We start from the raw sequence: 14922 nt of genomic DNA on the forward strand, positions 1-14922 counted from the left end.
ATTGAATCCGGGTGAAATATGTAGTTTTGCTACCTCACGCAAAAAAAAGCGGCGGTACGCTTTCACGCACCGCCGCAAAGGGCAAACAACTTTGCCAGGGGGTAGTCAGATCAACGCTGCGCCACCGTCTCGCTCACGGCTTGAGGGACATCCCAGCCGCCACCCAGCGACCGGATCAGCGCCACGGTCGTCAGCGCGCGGTCGCCGCGCAGCTGCACCGCGGTGCGTTCCACCGTCGCCAGGTTGCGCTGCGCGTCGAGCAGTTCCAGGTAGCTGGAACGGCCCGCGTCATACAGCTTCTGCGCGAGATCGGCCGAGCGACGCGCCGAGACCACGGCGGCGTCGATCTGGGCCGACTGGCCGGCCAGGATGCGCAGGCCGGCCAGGTTGTCCTCGACTTCGGCGAACGCCACCAGCACACTCTGGCGGTAGGTGCCCACCGATTCCTCGAGCGCCGCTTCGCTGCGCAGCACGTTGTTGCGGTTGCGGCCACCATCGATCAGCGGCATCGAGGCCAGCGCCCCCACCACCCACGAGCGGCTGCTCCACTTGAACACTTCCGAAAACACGCCGCCCACGCCGCCGCCGTCGGCGCTGATGGTCAGCGCCGGGAACATGGCGCCGCGCGCCACGCCGATGCGGGCGTTGGACGCTTCCATCGCACGCTGGGCGGCGACGATGTCGGGACGGCGCTCCAGCAGCGACGATGGCAGGCCGGCGGGAATCGCCGGCATCAGGTTCGCGTCGAGCAGCGGGCTAGGTCCGGCCACGTAGTCGGCCGCAGGTTTACCCAGCAAGACGGCAAGCGCATGCTCGGTGGTGGCGCGCTGGCGCTGCACGCCGATCGCTTCGGCGCGCGCCGTCGCCAGCTCGGTGCGGGCACGCGACAGGTCGAATTCGCCGATGTCGCCCAGGTCGAAGCGGCGCTGGGTCACGCCCACACTCTCTTCACGCAGGCGCACCGTCTGGTCCACCGTCACGAGTTCGGCATCCAGCGCGCGCAGCCTGAAATAGGTCTGCGCCACGTCGGCTTGCAGCGACAGCAGCACCGAACGGAAGTTCGCCTCGGACGTCGCCGCGTCGCCGCGTGCTGCGGAGACACCGGCCGCCACGCGGCCGAACAGGTCGACCTCGTAGCTGGCCGAGAGGCGCGCGGTATAGCTGGTGCGCGCTTCGGTGTCGGTGCCCTGCGGCAGATTCGATTCCAGCGGCGACAGGCGTGCGCGCTGGGCGCCGATGCCGACGCCCACTTGCGGGATGCGATCAGCTTCGGCGATGCCGGCGATGGCCCGCGCCTGCTTGACGCGGCTGGCCGCGACCGACAGGTTGGCGTTGTTGGCGGCGGCTTCCTCGATCAGCGCGGTGAGCGCCGGGTCGTTGAAGGCCAGCCACCACTGGCCGCGCGGCTGGGCTTCGGCCGGCTGCGCCGGCTTCCAGCGCGCGCCGTCGATGCCCGCCACTTCCACGTCGGCCGACTTGGGGGCCTGCGACTCGCGGAAGGCGGTCGGGGTGGCCACGTGCGGCTGCACGAAGTCCGGCGTGGCGCAGGCGGTCAGCAGCAAGGCCGCCAGCAGCGGCGCGACGCCGCGTCGAATGAATGGATTATTCATCTCAATGTACTCCTTCCGCGTTGTGCGCCACGGCGGGCGCCTTCGCAGGTTTTTCAAAGCGCTTGGCCAGCATGCGCAGCAGCACGTAGAACAGCGGCGTCAGGAACAGGCCGAAGAAGGTCACGCCCAGCATGCCCCAGAACACGGCGATGCCGATCGCGTGGCGCATCTCGGCGCCGGCGCCGCTCGAGAACACCAGCGGGACCACGCCGGCGATGAAGGCGATCGACGTCATCAGGATCGGACGCAGACGCAGACGGGAAGCTTCCAGCGCGGCGTCGATCACGCTGCGGCCGTGGTCTTCGAGTTCGCGGGCGAATTCCACGATCAGGATCGCGTTCTTCGAGGCCAGGCCCACCAGCACGAACAGGGCGATCTGGGTGAACACATTGTTGTCGCCACCCGACAGCTTGACGCCGGCCAGCGCGCACAGGATCGACATCGGCACGATCAGGATCACCGACAGCGGCAGGGTCCAGCTCTCGTACTGGGCCGCCAGCACCAGGAACACCAGCAGCACGCACAGCGGGAACACATAGATCATGGTGTTACCCGACAGGATGTCCTGGTAGGTCAGCTCGGTCCACTCGTACGACACGCCCTTCGGCAGCGTCTCTTTCGCGAGCTGTTCCATGATGGCTTGCGCCTGGCCAGACGACACGCCCGGGGCGGCGCCGCCATTCATCTCGGCCGCGACATAGCCGTTGTAGCGCGTCACGCGGTCCGGACCATAGGTGTCCTTCACGCGCATCACCGACGACAGCGGAATCATCTCGCCGCTGTTGCTGCGCACCTTCAGCTGGTCGATCTGCTCGCGGTGCGAGCGGAACTCGGCGTCGGCCTGCACACGCACCTGATAGGTACGGCCGAACTGGTTGAAGTCGTTCACGTACACCGAACCCAGGTTCACCTGCAGGGTCTGGTTGATCGCAGACAGCGGCACGCCCAACTGCTTGGCTTTCACGCGGTCGATGTCGGCGAACAGCTGCGGCACGTTGATCTGGAAGCCCGAGAACACGCCGGCCAGCTCCGGGGTCTGCCAGGCGCGTCCCTGCAGTGCCTGCACTGCTTTGTTCAACTCGTCGTAGCCGACGTTGCCGCGGTCTTCGATCATCATCTTGAAGCCGCCGGTGGTGCCCAGGCCGTTCACCGGCGGTGGCGACAGCACCAGCACGAAGGCGTCTTCGATGGCGCCCATGCGCTTGTTGATCTCGGCCGCGATGCCTTCGGCGCTGGTTTCCTTCGTAGTGCGTTCCTTGAAGGGTTTCAGGCCGACGAACACGATGCCCGCGTTCGGCGCATTGGTGAAGCCGTTGATCGACAGGCCCGGGAAGGCGATCGACGATTCCACGCCCGGGATTTCCTTGGCGATGGACGACATCTGGCGGATCACGGCTTCGGTGCGGTCGAGCGAAGCGGCGTCCGGCAGCTGGGCGAAGCCGATCAGGTAGGCTTTATCCTGCTGCGGCACGAAGCCCGGCGGCACCGCCTTGAACATGAACACGGCGGCCACGGCCAGCGCCAGGTAGACGCCGATGGCGGCGGTCTTGCGGCGCAGGACGCCCTTCACGCCGCCTTCGTACTTTTCGGACGAACGGGCGAAGAAGCGGTTGAACACGGCAAAGAAGCGCCCCAAAACTGCGTCGATCATGCGCGTCAACCGGTCCTTCGGCGCATGATGCGGCTGCAGGATCGAGGCCGACAGGGCCGGGGCCAGGGTCAGCGACACGAAGGCCGAGATCACGGTCGAAATCGCGATGGTCAGGGCGAACTGGCGGTAGAACTGGCCGGTCAGGCCCGCCACGAAGGCGATCGGCACGAACACGGCGCACAGCACCAGTGCGATGGCGATGATCGGACCGGAGACTTCCTTCATCGCCTGGATGGTCGCGTCATGCGGCGTAAGACCATTCGCGATATTGCGCTCGACGTTTTCCACCACCACGATCGCGTCGTCGACCACGATGCCGATCGCCAGCACCAGGCCGAACAGCGACAGGGTGTTGATCGAGAAACCGAAGGCCAGCATCACGGCGAAGGTACCGACCACCGAGACCGGCACCGCCAGCAGCGGGATGATCGAGGCGCGCCAGGTCTGCAGGAAGATGATGACGACCAGCGCCACCAGCACCACGGCTTCGAGCAGGGTCTTGATCACCGAGTCGATCGACTCGCGCACGAACTGGGTCGGGTCATACACGATCGAATACTCGACGCCCTGCGGGAAGTCCTTCGCCAGCTCATCCATCGTGGCGCGCACGTCGGCCGACAACTGCAGGTCGTTGGCGCCAGGGGCGGCGAAGATCGGGATCGCCACCGCCGACTTGTTGTTCAGCAGCGAGCGCAGTGCATACGAGCTGGAACCGAGTTCCAGGCGCGCCACGTCCTTGAGCAGCGTGGTGCCGCCGTCGGCATTGGTCTTGAGGACGATGTCGCCGAATTCCTCAACGCTCTGCAGGCGGCCCACCGTGTTAACGGTCAGCTGGAAATCGGCGTCCTTGGCCGGACCCTGGCCGATCACGCCGGCCGCGACCTGCACGTTCTGTTCGCGGATCGCCTCGACCACGTCGCCCGCGGTCAGGTTGCGCGCTGCCACCTTCTGCGGATCGAGCCAGACCCGCATCGCGTATTCGCCGGAACCGAACAGTTGCACCTCGCCCATGCCATTGATACGGGCCAGCTGGTCCTTGACGTTCAGCACCGCGTAGTTGCGCAGGTACAGGTCATCGTATTGGCCATTGGGCGAATTCAGGTGCACCACCATCGTGATGTTGGGCGACGATTTCACCGTGGTCACGCCGATCTGGCGCACCTCTTCCGGCAAGCGCGGCAAGGCGCGCTGGACCCGGTTCTGCACCGCGGTTTCGGCCTGCTCGACGTTGGTGCCGATCTTGAAGGTGACGGTCAGCATCAGCGCGCCATCCGAGGTGTTCTGCGAGGACATGTACAGCATGTCCTCGACGCCGTTAATCTGTTCCTCAAGCGGCGTGGCCACGGTTTCGGCGATCACCTTCGGATTCGCGCCCGGGTACTGGGCGCGCACCACCACCGAAGGCGGCACCACTTCCGGGTACTCCGAGATCGGCAGCTGGAAGATCGAAATCAGGCCGCCGACGAAGATGATCACCGACAGCACCGCCGCGAAGATCGGCTTGTCGACAAAGAATCTGGAAAAGTTCATGTTCGATTACTCCTTGACGTCGGCCAGCGCCACTTTGGCGTCCTTGGCCGCCGGGGCTGCGGCGGCAGGAGCCACCATCGGCACGGTTTGGGCGGCGATCGGCGCGCCGGGACGCACGCGCTGCAGGCCGTTGACGACGATCTTCTCGCCAGGTTTCAGGCCCTCGCGCACCACGCGCAAGCCATTGTCCAGCTGTCCGAGCTTGACGGCGCGGTATTCGGCCTTGCCCTCTTTATCGACCACGTAGACGAATTTGCGGTCCTGGTCGGTGTTGATGGCGCGGTCCTGGATCAGGATTTGCTGGGTCGGGGCGCCGCCGGCGATCTGCACGCGGGCGAACAGGCCTGGGGCCAGCTGGCGGTCGGCATTGGCCAGGGTGGCGCGCATGCGCACGCTGCCGCTGCGGCTGTCGAGCTGGTTGTCGACGAATTCGAGCTTGCCGGCGTGGGGGAAGCCTTCTTCGCCGGCCAGGCCGACCTTCACCTCGACCGGCTGGCCGGCGTGGGTGCGGCGGCTCACGCGCAGATAGGTGCTTTCGTCGCCGTCGAAGCTGGCGTAGATGCGGTCCAGCGACACCACCGAAGTCAGCACGGCGCTGGCGTCGACCAGGTTGCCGAGGGTGATCTCGGCTTTCGAGACGCGGCCGTCGATCGGGGCGGTGACGCGGGTGTAGGCCAGGTTCAGGCGCGCGGCCTCGTGTTCGGCGGTGGCGGCGCGGGCGGTGGCGTCGAGTTCCTTCTGGCCGGCGTCGCGTTCGTCGAACTCGCGCTGGGCGATGGCTTTATCGGCCAGCAGGCGCTCGGCGCGCTGCAGTTCCAGGCGCGCCAGGTCGGCGCGGGCGCGGGCGGCGGCGGCGGCGGCCTGGGTGCGGTCGGCCTCGGCCTGGTAAGGACGCGGGTCGATCACGAACAGGACGTCGCCCTTCTTGACTTCGGCGCCCGGCTTGAAATTGACGGCGGTGATATAGCCCGAGACGCGCGAACGGATCTCGACCACGTCGATCGCTTCCAGGCGGCCCGAGAATTCCTGGGTCTCGAGGACGGGCTTTTGCACGACCACGGCAGCGGACACCGGCGGCGCGGGGGGCGCTGCCGGTGCATCGTTGCTATTGGCGTCGGCGCAGCCGGTCACGCCGGCGCCGACCACGCCGGCGAGCGCCAGCGCAGCGACGATCACGCGCAGGTTGCCCTGCAACAGACCCTTTGTTTTGCCCAGTTCTAGTTGGTTATTCATGATTAACCTTTCTTATTCACGACGATTGAAAAGACAATAAAACCCCGTCCGGCGTCGTCGACTTGTCGAGTCGAGCGAAACGCTGGCGAAAAGACTCCCCTTCCGCGCCGCAGCGCGGAAAAAAATCAGGAAATAGATGAAGCGCGGCCGGTCAGTTCATGCCGGCAGCGCCCGGGCTCAGGCCCGTGGACAGTCGCGCGCTGCTTGCAACCGCCGGCCCCGTGCCTGCTCGTTGTGATCCATGGCGACCCTCCTTTGTAGATTGACTCTTACTTACACGCATAAGCTTCGAAAGACGCAGTTACAGCGATTCCCCCACCAGTGCACCTGGCACGGTGTCTTGCGATACGATTGTGTGCCCGGCTCGGCCAGGCGTCAGGTGAACTGGTGCTGACTGGTCAGGCGCCTCCGCGCCCTTCCAGCCGCGCAAGGAAGCTGGAAATTTCAAGCATTGCCTGCACCTTGCAGGCGCACTCGTTGCGCCCGTTCGGATCCTGCAGGTCGGGTGCGGCCATGCGCCGCACGGTGGTACAGATGCCGGCGTTGATCAACTTGGCGCCGTATTGTTCGGCCTCGTCGCGCAATGGGTCGTCCTCTGCCGACAGGATCAGGGCCGGCGCCAGGTTCTTGAGGCGGCTCGAGTGCAGCGGCGCCGCATACGGATGCGAGCGGTCGGCCGCATGCGGCAGATAGCCGCGGTAGGCGGCCGCACATACGGTAGCCGCTTTTTCGCGATCGGCACAATAGGTCATTTGGCGCATCGAACCGGTGGACAGGGCCGGGTCGAGCATCGGCATGACCAGGATCTGGCCAGCCAGGGCCGGGCCGCCGCGGTCGCGCGACATCAGCGCGCAGACCGCCGCCAGGTTGGCGCCGGCTTCGATGCCGGCCGTAACCATCTGCTTGCCGTTCCAGCCCAGCTTGGTCTTGTTCTTCTTGGCCCACTGCAGCACCGCGTGGGCATCCTCGACCGCGGCCGGGAACGGGCTCACGGTCGCCAGCGTATAGGTGGTGGCCAGCACCAGCGGCAGGTGGTCGCATTGGGCCAGGCTGCGCAGGAAGTCGTCGCACTCGTCCAGGTCGCCGCTGTCGAAGCCGCCGCCGTGGAAGTACACCACCAGCATGTCGCGCTTGGCCGCCGGGCCGGCGGTGTACAGTCGTGCGGCCAGCGGGCCGGTGGCGCCACCAACCTCGAGCTCGCGCACCTTCAAGGTGCGGTCGACGGCTTCCAGCACGGCGCTCATCGGGCGCCACCCTGTTTCTGGAGCTCGACGATGCGCTCGTCGACGCCGGCGCAATCACCCACGCAGCTCATCTGCATTTCGAGGGACAGCGCATGGAAACCACGTGCTTCGGCGCCGGCGGCGCGCGAGTAGGCATCGGTGCAGAGCAGTGCCGCCAGTGCGACGCCGCTCAGGGCGACTGCTACCGTGGTAAAGATTCCGTTCTGAATGTTCCGATGGCTCATGGTCCTGCTCCGTCTTCTCTGGGTAAATACTTTGTTGCGATGCACACATAATAGTCTTCATCTACAATCAGATAAAGATGGCAATACCGAATTGATTGTTCGGATTGCTGAACAATCTCTGCATTTTGCTCTACCCTTTGATCCGGAGAACAGGATATGAACAAACTCCAGGCCATGGAAGTCTTCGTGCAAGTGGTCGACGCCGGCAGCTTCACGCGCGCTGCCGAGACCCTGCAATTGCCCAAGGCGACGGTATCGACCCTGGTGCAGGGACTGGAAACGTCGCTGGCTTCCAAGCTCTTGCACCGCACCACGCGCCATGTGTCGGTGACGTCGGACGGCGCCGCCTATTATGAACGCTGCGTACGCATCCTGTCCGACGTGCGCGACGCCGAGGAATCGCTATCGCGCCACCGCTTCAGCCCGAGCGGACGGCTGCGAGTGGACACGCCCACCGGGCTGTCGACCGAGATCCTGATTCCGGCCCTGCCCGACTTTTTCGAGCGCTATCCGGACATCACGCTCGAACTCGGCACCACCGACCGCCCGGTCGACCTGGTCGAGGAAGGCGTCGATTGCGCCGTGCGGGGCGGTGAATTGGTCGATACCAACCTGATCGCGCGCCGCGTCGGGGTGATCAACTTCGTCACCTGCGCCTCCCCTGCCTATGTGGAACGTTACGGCATGCCCATGCACCCGCGCGACCTGGAACGGCACCGCTGCGTCAACTATTTCTCGGCAAAGAACGGCAAGATCTCCAATTGGGACTATAACCGCGACGGCGAGCGGATCGAGATGACCTTGCCCGGCGTGATCGCCCTGAACGATTCGAATGCCTATATCCAGGCCGGCCTGTCGGGGCTGGGCGTGATCAATATGACGGATTACCTGCTCAATGAGCACCTGGCCACCGGCAAGATGGTGCGCCTGCTGCCCGAGTGGCGCTGCGACCCGCTGCCGGTGCACGTCGTTTATCCGCACAACCGTCACCTGTCGGCCAAGGTGCGGGTATTCGTCGAATGGATTTCGGAATTGTTCGCGAACCATCCGAACCTGCGCCTGCAACCGGCCGACACCGCGGCGCCCGTGCCGGCCCTGCCTTCAAGCGCGCGGCAAACGGGACAGGGAGACTGAAGCGGGCGTAGAATCGGCGACATAACAACCGGAGACCGCCGTCATGGAATTTTCCTCTACGCCGCGCGATATCGACGTTTTGCTGGCCCGCTATGCCGAGAGCCACCGCAATCCCGTCAACGAACTGATCCATTTCGTCTGCATCCCCGCCATCGTGTTCAGCCTGCTGGGCATCCTGTGGGCGATTCACCCGCTCGTGGCGCTGGTCGTCGTGGCCGCCGCGCTCGTCTATTACGCCAGGCTATCGATGCCGTTCGCGCTCGGGATGGCGGCGATGGCGGCCGTGATGCTGGGGCTGCTGAACATGCTGCCGGATGGGACCGTGCTGGTGACCTCGATCGGGGTGTTCGTGCTGGCCTGGATCGGGCAATTCATCGGCCACCATATCGAAGGCAAGAAACCGTCGTTCTTCGACGACCTGCGCTTCTTGCTGATCGGGCCGTTGTTCGTGCTGAGCTTCCTGTATCGGCGCATGCGGCTGGCCTATTGATCGCCCGGGCGGCAATGTTGCGGTTTTGATACAGCACACGGCCTCATTGCCCTAAAAGATGCCGGCAGGAACAAAGCGGGAGGACTATACTCCCGCGAATGTCTTCTCCCGTCCTCTTCATCATCGCCTCGCTGATCTGGGGCTCGACCTTCTGGGCCATCACCCTACAGCTGGGACACACCGCTCCCGCCGTGTCGGTGGCCTACCGGTTCTTCCTGGCCGCCGCCGCCCTGTTCGCCATCTGCCTGGTGCGCCGCGACAGCCTGCGGCTGCCCTGGCGCACCCATCGCTGGATGGCGCTGCAGGGCGGCTTGACCTTTGGCATCTCGTACATCTGCACCTATGAATCGGAGCAGCACATCGTGTCCGGCCTGGTGGCGGTGATGTTCGCGCTGATGGTGTTCTGGACGCCGATCTGGAGCCGCATCTTCTTCGGCACCGCCATCAGCCGCCGCACCTGGGCCTGCGGCGCCGTCGCCACCGTCGGCGTGGCCCTGCTGTTCTGGCACTCGATCGGCGACGCCTGGCAAGAATTGAAAACGGGCGGCGACGGGCACTTCCTGGCCGGCGTGGTGCTGGCGCTGGCCGCCACCCTGGCCAGCTCGGCCGGCAGCATCGTGGTCAACAAGGTCAAGGAACAATCTTCCAACCTGCCGCTGACGATGGCCTGGTCGATGCTGTGGGGCGCCTTGATGGTGGCGGTATGGTCGCTGGCCAACGGCAATGCCTTCACCCTGCCCGACAGCCCCTCTTACTGGGCGGGCCTGGTCTACCTGTCGATCTTCGGCTCGGTGATCGCCTTCTTCGCCTATTTCACCCTGATCGGCCGCATCGGCGCCAACAAGGCCGTCTACATCGGCGTCGTCACGCCCGTACTGTCGGTGCTGCTGTCGGTCCAGCTTGAAGACTACCGCCCCGGCCCCCTCGAATTCCTGGGCATGGTGCTATGCCTGGCCAGCGTCGCCTGGGCCGTGCGCGCGCCTGCCGCCAGGAGCGTGCAATCCGCTAACCTGAACAATGCCATCGAATCGCCATGAGTATTCATTTCTCCATCCGCCCCGCCCAGCCGCAAGACGTCGCCCACATCCACGCCATGATCGTGGAGCTGGCCGTATTTGAAAAACTCGAACACATGGTGGTGGCCACCGAAGCCCTGCTGCACGAAGGCCTGTTCGGCGCGCGTCCATCGTGCGAGGCGATCGTCGGCGAAGAAAACGGTGAAGTCGTCACCTTCGCCCTGTTCTTCCACAATTTCTCGACCTTCCTCACCAAAAAGGGCCTGTATCTGGAAGACCTGTACGTGAAGCAGGCGCACCGCGGCAAGGGCTATGGCACGCAGATGCTGCAACGCCTGGCGCAGCTGGCGGTCGAACGCGGTTGCGGACGTTTCGAATGGTCTGTGCTGGACTGGAACGAGCCGGCCATCCAGTTTTACAAAGCAATGGGCGCGGATGTCATGCCGGATTGGCGCATCTGCCGCGTCACCGGCGATAGCCTGCTGTCACTCGCGCAGAACAACTAAAAGCATTCAATAGAAAGCGACGCACAAAGAAAAACCCACGGGCCTTGGCACCGTGGGCAAACCCATTTTGGCAAATGGGGAGGGGAGATGGGAATCACATGAATGACTATAGTCGGCCATTCTTAATGATCCATTAAGGCTTACATTTGCTTACCGCTGTAACCGGCGCTGTAACTACCAGTCTTTCTTGCGTCCTCAATCCATCATCGACCAGGTGCGAAACCCAGGCTTGAGGGCGATCAAGCACTTACCCACTGTGACTGTGGGTGTTGCGGTAAGGGGACAGGTGTTGCCGGACTAGGCAGGAAGATGAGGCGCGCGCAGGACGCCGCCATTGACCACGGCCTGGCAGGGATTGAAGCCGATCGCATAGGCCAGGTCGGCGGGACGGGCGATCTTCCACAATGCCAGGTCGGCGCGCTTGCCGACCGTCAGGGTGCCGATCTCGGCCTGCAGGCCCAGGGCCAGCGCGCCGTAGGCGGTGGCGCCCAGCAGCGCTTCCTGCGGCGTCAGGCGCCACAGGGTGCAGGCCATATTCATCGCCAGCAGCAGCGAAGTCATCGGCGAGGTGCCGGGATTGCAGTCGGTGGCCACCGCCATCGGCACGCCGGCTTCGCGCAGCGCGTCGATCGGCGGCATCATGGTCTCGCGCAGGAAGTAATAGGCTCCCGGAAGCAGCACCGCCACGGTGCCGGCGCGCGCCATCGCCGCGATGCCCTGGGGGCTCAGGTGTTCCAGGTGGTCGGCCGACAGGCCCTCATGGCGCGCCACCAGTTCCGCCCCGCCCTGGTCCGACAGCTGTTCGGCGTGCAGCTTGAGCGGCAGGTCGAGCTTGCGCGCGGCCTCGAACACGCGCCCGGTCTGGGCGCTGGTAAAACCGATCCGTTCGCAGAAGGCGTCGACCGCGTCGACCAGGCCTTGTTCCGCCAGCGCCGGCAGCATGCGCTCGCACACTTCGGTCACGTAATCGTCCTGGCGGCCGGCGAATTCCGGCGGCAGCGCGTGCGCGCCGAGGAAGGTGGTCGCCACCCGCACCGGCAGCAGCGCGCCGATGCGGCGCGCGGCGCGCAGCATGCGTTCTTCGGCGCCCTGTTCGAGGCCGTAGCCGGACTTGATCTCGAGCGTGGTCACGCCCTCGGCCAGCAGGGCGCGCACGCGCGGCAGGCTGGCCGCGACCAGCTCGTCGATACTTGCTTCACGGGTCGCGCGCACGGTGGACATGATGCCGCCGCCCTGGCGCGCGATGTCTTCATAGGTGGCGCCGTTCAGGCGCGCTTCCCATTCGTTGCTGCGGTTGCCGGCATGGACCACGTGGGTATGGCAGTCGACCAGGCCCGGCGTCATCCAGGCGCCGCCGCAATCGTGCACCCGGCTTGCCTGCGGAGCGTCGACGCGCTTGCCGATCCAGGCGATGCGGCCATCCTTCACCGCCAGCGCGGCGTCCGGCAGTTCGCCGTAGCCGTCCTCCATCGTCGCCAGGTGGACGTTGGTGAAAACGCAGTCAGGCTGACCTTCAGTCATACATCGCCTCGTCGTCATCTTCCGAATAATAGTGGACGTCGACGATGAAGATCGTGGCCTGCCCCGCTTCCAGCGACCACACCGTGCCCTGGTCGAGGATCACGGCGTCGTAGCGCACCAGGCCGATGCGCTCGTCGTCGCTGGCCAGCTGCAGGCTGTCGCCCTCGGCCAGGAACAGGATCGTGACCTCGGCGCGCGCCACGAAGGTGGAGTCGCCGCTCAGGCGGCGCCGCCCGAACTGGTGCCAGCAACGCTCGCTGCGCGACATCACGTTGAAGTCCAGGGTCGGCCCGCGATTGAGCCGGGCCTGCACTTCCGATGCGCCGTCGAACGCGATCACGGGTTCGGCGTCGCTGATCAGGGTCGGCTCGCCGTCGATCTGCAGGGTCAGGCCATGGCCGTCGACCAGCGCCAGGGTGCGGTCCACGCCGGGGAACTGCGAGAACGCGCCGTCCTCGGCGATGGTCGCCAGGCTGACGCGCCAGTCGAAATCGTCGAAGCCGGCGTCAGGCGGGCCGATCGCGATCTCGATCGTGCTGCCGCCGCCGTTCTTCCACGGCACCGGGGACAAGCCTGCAAAGGGAATCAAGACAGTCATTTCGCCACCTCCTGGGACACTGCGCGCAACTCCTTCAGCGCCTGCCGGTAACGCCCGGCGATCGCCTCCTGCGCCATGTGGCGCCCGTTCTCGACCACCCAGCGGCCGCCGCACAGCACGTCGCGTACCAGGTTGTCGTTGCCACAGAATACAACACGTCCGAGCACTTCGGCCTCAACGACGCCATCGAGGTTCGGATGATCCTCGTCCAGCACCAGCAGGTCGGCGCGGCTCCCGGCCTCGAGCCGCCCGACGCGCCGCCCCGCCGCGGCCGCGCCGCCGTGCAGCGCAGCCTGCCACAGGAAGTCGGCCACATCGCGCTGAGCGGGCGTGTGCGCCACGTTGCGTTTCTGGTGCAGCAAGCGCTGCCCGTACTCGAGCCAGCGCAGCTCTTCCACCGGGCTTTGCGACACATGGCTGTCGCTGCCGACGCCGAAACGTCCGCCCGCTTCGATGAAGTGCGCGAGCGGGAACAGGCCATCACCCAGGTTGGCCTCGGTGGTCGGACACAGGCCGGCCACGGCGCCGCTTTTCGCCAGCGCCACGACCTCGGCATCGTTCAAATGGGTCGCATGCACCAGGCACCAGCGCGCGTCGAGCGCGACATGGTCCATCAGGTACTCGACCGGGCGCCGTCCGGCATGCGCCAGGCATTGCTCCACCTCGCCCTGCTGCTCGGCGATGTGGATGTGCAGCGGGCGGCCAGCCGGCAAGCCACTCGCCAGTGCCCGGATCTGGTCGATGGTGGCCGCGCGCAGCGAGTGCGGCGCGGCGCCGACTTCCAGCTGGCCGCCGCGCAGCGGGGCCAGCGCCTCGACGATGCCGAGCACCTCGTCGACATTCGTGCGAAAGCGCGCCTGCGCCGGCGCCAGCGGTTTTTCACCGAAGCCGGCGTGGCTGTACAGCACCGGCAGCAGGGTCAGGCCCATGCCGGTGGCCTGTCCCGCCGCGGCCACGCGCTCGGCCGTCTCGGCCGGCCGCGCATAGGCGGCGCCGTCGACGTCGCGCTGCAGATAGTGGAATTCGCACAGCGAGGTATAGCCGTGGCGCAGGCACTCGGCGAACAGCTGGGCCGCGATGGCCTCGATCTGGTCCGGGGTGATGCGGGCGGCGAAGCGGTACATCAGGTCGCGCCAGGTCCAGAAGCTGTCCGGCCCGTCGCCCGCGACTTCGGTCAGGCCGCCCAGCGCGCGCTGGAAGGCGTGCGAATGCAGGTTGACCATGCCCGGCAGGACGTACTTTGCCTGACGCGTGCCGGCGGAAGCCGTGGCGCCGGGCTCCACCCGCGTGAGATCACCGTGCGCATCCCATTCGAACAATACGTCGCGCCGCCAGCCCTGCGGCAGCAGCGCATGGCGTGCGAACAGCGCTGTCGTCATGAACGCACCCAGTTCACCGCCGCCTTGATCATGTCGCGCAGCAGCGGTTGCAGCTGGCCCGCGACGTCAGGGCGGTATTCGAACGGCGGCGCCTCGTTCATGTACAGGCACTGGCATTTCTCGAGCTGGATCGCGTGCACGCCGCTGGCCGGCTGGCCGTAGTGGCGGGTGATGTGGCCGCCCTTGAAGCGGCCGTTCAGGGCGATCGTGTAGCGCTCCTGCGCGCGCGCCACGCCGAGAATGGCTTCCTCGAGTCCCGGGTCGCATGACTTGCCTTCGGCGGTGCCGAAGTTCAGGTCCGGCAGCTTGCCCTCGAAAAAGCGCGGCACGACGGAAGCGATCGAATGCGCTTCCCACAGCACCACGCGGCCGTGCTCGGCCTTCAGGCGCTCCAGCTCCGCCCCCAGCTGCTCGTGGTAGGGCCGCCAGTAGCGATCCAGGCGCCGCTGCACCTCCGCCGCGTCGGGCTCCATGCCCTCCTTGTACAGACGCTCGCGCCCGAAGGTGTCGAGCGGGCACAGGCCGGTGGTGTCCAGGCCCGGATACAGATTGGTGTTCTCGGGCGGGCGGTTCAGGTCGATCAGGTAGCGCGACCAGCGCGCCGAGATGGTCGAGATGCCCATCTCTTCGAGGAAGCCGTACAGTTCCGGCAAATGCCAATCGGTGTCGGCGCGCGCGGCGGCGCAGGGCGCCAGCGTGTCCGCCACCTCGTCGGGTATGTCGGTGCCCGCATGCGGCATCGATACCAGCATGGGAAGCCTGCCTGCCTTGAACCGGAACTCCATC

13 protein-coding genes are annotated in these 14922 nt (G+C 65.9%); 4 read left to right on the forward strand and 9 right to left on the reverse strand.

Annotation, left to right across the window (positions count from 1 at the left end):
* Positions 1-110 precede the first annotated feature (110 nt).
* The 5 genes from J3U95_RS10660 to J3U95_RS10680 form a co-directional block, all read right to left on the reverse strand.
* Positions 111-1610, reverse strand: a complete 1500-nt coding sequence (locus J3U95_RS10660) for an efflux transporter outer membrane subunit (protein ID WP_208278586.1) — start codon at positions 1608-1610, stop codon at positions 111-113.
* 1 nt (position 1611) lies between these two features.
* A complete protein-coding gene (locus J3U95_RS10665; RefSeq protein ID WP_208278587.1) occupies positions 1612-4791 on the reverse strand; it encodes an efflux RND transporter permease subunit in 3180 nt (1059 codons plus the stop codon).
* Between the two features lie 6 nt (positions 4792-4797).
* Complete coding sequence (locus J3U95_RS10670; RefSeq protein ID WP_208278588.1) at positions 4798-6024, reverse strand: efflux RND transporter periplasmic adaptor subunit; 1227 nt, start codon at positions 6022-6024, stop codon at positions 4798-4800.
* 398 nt (positions 6025-6422) lie between these two features.
* Positions 6423-7268: an alpha/beta hydrolase gene (locus J3U95_RS10675; protein WP_208278589.1), complete on the reverse strand. Its 846-nt coding sequence runs from the start codon at positions 7266-7268 to the stop codon at positions 6423-6425.
* Positions 7265-7492 carry a hypothetical protein gene (locus J3U95_RS10680; RefSeq protein WP_109348049.1) on the reverse strand — a complete coding sequence of 76 codons (228 nt, stop codon included), beginning with the start codon at positions 7490-7492 and terminating at the stop codon, positions 7265-7267. The genes J3U95_RS10675 and J3U95_RS10680 overlap by 4 nt, the downstream gene beginning before the upstream one ends.
* Before the next feature lie 156 nt (positions 7493-7648).
* Here J3U95_RS10680 and J3U95_RS10685 point away from each other — a divergent pair, with 156 nt between their 5' ends.
* From J3U95_RS10685 to J3U95_RS10700, 4 genes are all read left to right on the forward strand, one after another.
* Entirely contained in the window at positions 7649-8626 is a 978-nt protein-coding gene (locus J3U95_RS10685; protein WP_208278590.1) for a LysR family transcriptional regulator, read from the forward strand.
* A gap of 43 nt (positions 8627-8669) precedes the next feature.
* Positions 8670-9116, forward strand: coding sequence for an Mpo1 family 2-hydroxy fatty acid dioxygenase (locus J3U95_RS10690; protein WP_208278591.1), 447 nt, complete (start codon positions 8670-8672; stop codon positions 9114-9116).
* A gap of 98 nt (positions 9117-9214) precedes the next feature.
* Complete coding sequence (locus J3U95_RS10695) at positions 9215-10153, forward strand: DMT family transporter (RefSeq protein ID WP_208278592.1); 939 nt, start codon at positions 9215-9217, stop codon at positions 10151-10153.
* A complete protein-coding gene (locus J3U95_RS10700; RefSeq protein WP_208278593.1) occupies positions 10150-10638 on the forward strand; it encodes a GNAT family N-acetyltransferase in 489 nt (162 codons plus the stop codon). The genes J3U95_RS10695 and J3U95_RS10700 overlap by 4 nt, the downstream gene beginning before the upstream one ends.
* A 297-nt stretch (positions 10639-10935) precedes the next feature.
* Here J3U95_RS10700 and hutI read toward each other — a convergent pair whose 3' ends face one another.
* The 4 genes from hutI to hutG are packed head-to-tail and all read right to left on the reverse strand — an operon-like array spanning position 10936 to position 14921.
* On the reverse strand, positions 10936-12159 hold the full coding sequence (hutI, locus tag J3U95_RS10705; RefSeq protein ID WP_208278594.1) for an imidazolonepropionase: 1224 nt from the start codon (positions 12157-12159) through the stop codon (positions 10936-10938).
* Positions 12152-12757 carry a HutD/Ves family protein gene (locus J3U95_RS10710; protein ID WP_208278595.1) on the reverse strand — a complete coding sequence of 202 codons (606 nt, stop codon included), beginning with the start codon at positions 12755-12757 and terminating at the stop codon, positions 12152-12154. The genes hutI and J3U95_RS10710 overlap by 8 nt, the downstream gene beginning before the upstream one ends.
* Positions 12754-14136, reverse strand: a complete 1383-nt coding sequence (locus J3U95_RS10715; RefSeq protein WP_208278596.1) for a formimidoylglutamate deiminase — start codon at positions 14134-14136, stop codon at positions 12754-12756. Before J3U95_RS10715 ends, J3U95_RS10710 begins: the two co-directional genes overlap by 4 nt.
* Positions 14133-14921, reverse strand: coding sequence for an N-formylglutamate deformylase (gene hutG, locus J3U95_RS10720; RefSeq protein ID WP_208278597.1), 789 nt, complete (start codon positions 14919-14921; stop codon positions 14133-14135). The genes J3U95_RS10715 and hutG overlap by 4 nt, the downstream gene beginning before the upstream one ends.
* Position 14922 lies beyond the last annotated feature (1 nt).

This window comes from Massilia oculi, from assembly GCF_017582745.1.
In the GTDB taxonomy this organism is placed as follows: Bacteria; Pseudomonadota; Gammaproteobacteria; order Burkholderiales; family Burkholderiaceae_D; genus Telluria; species Telluria oculi_A.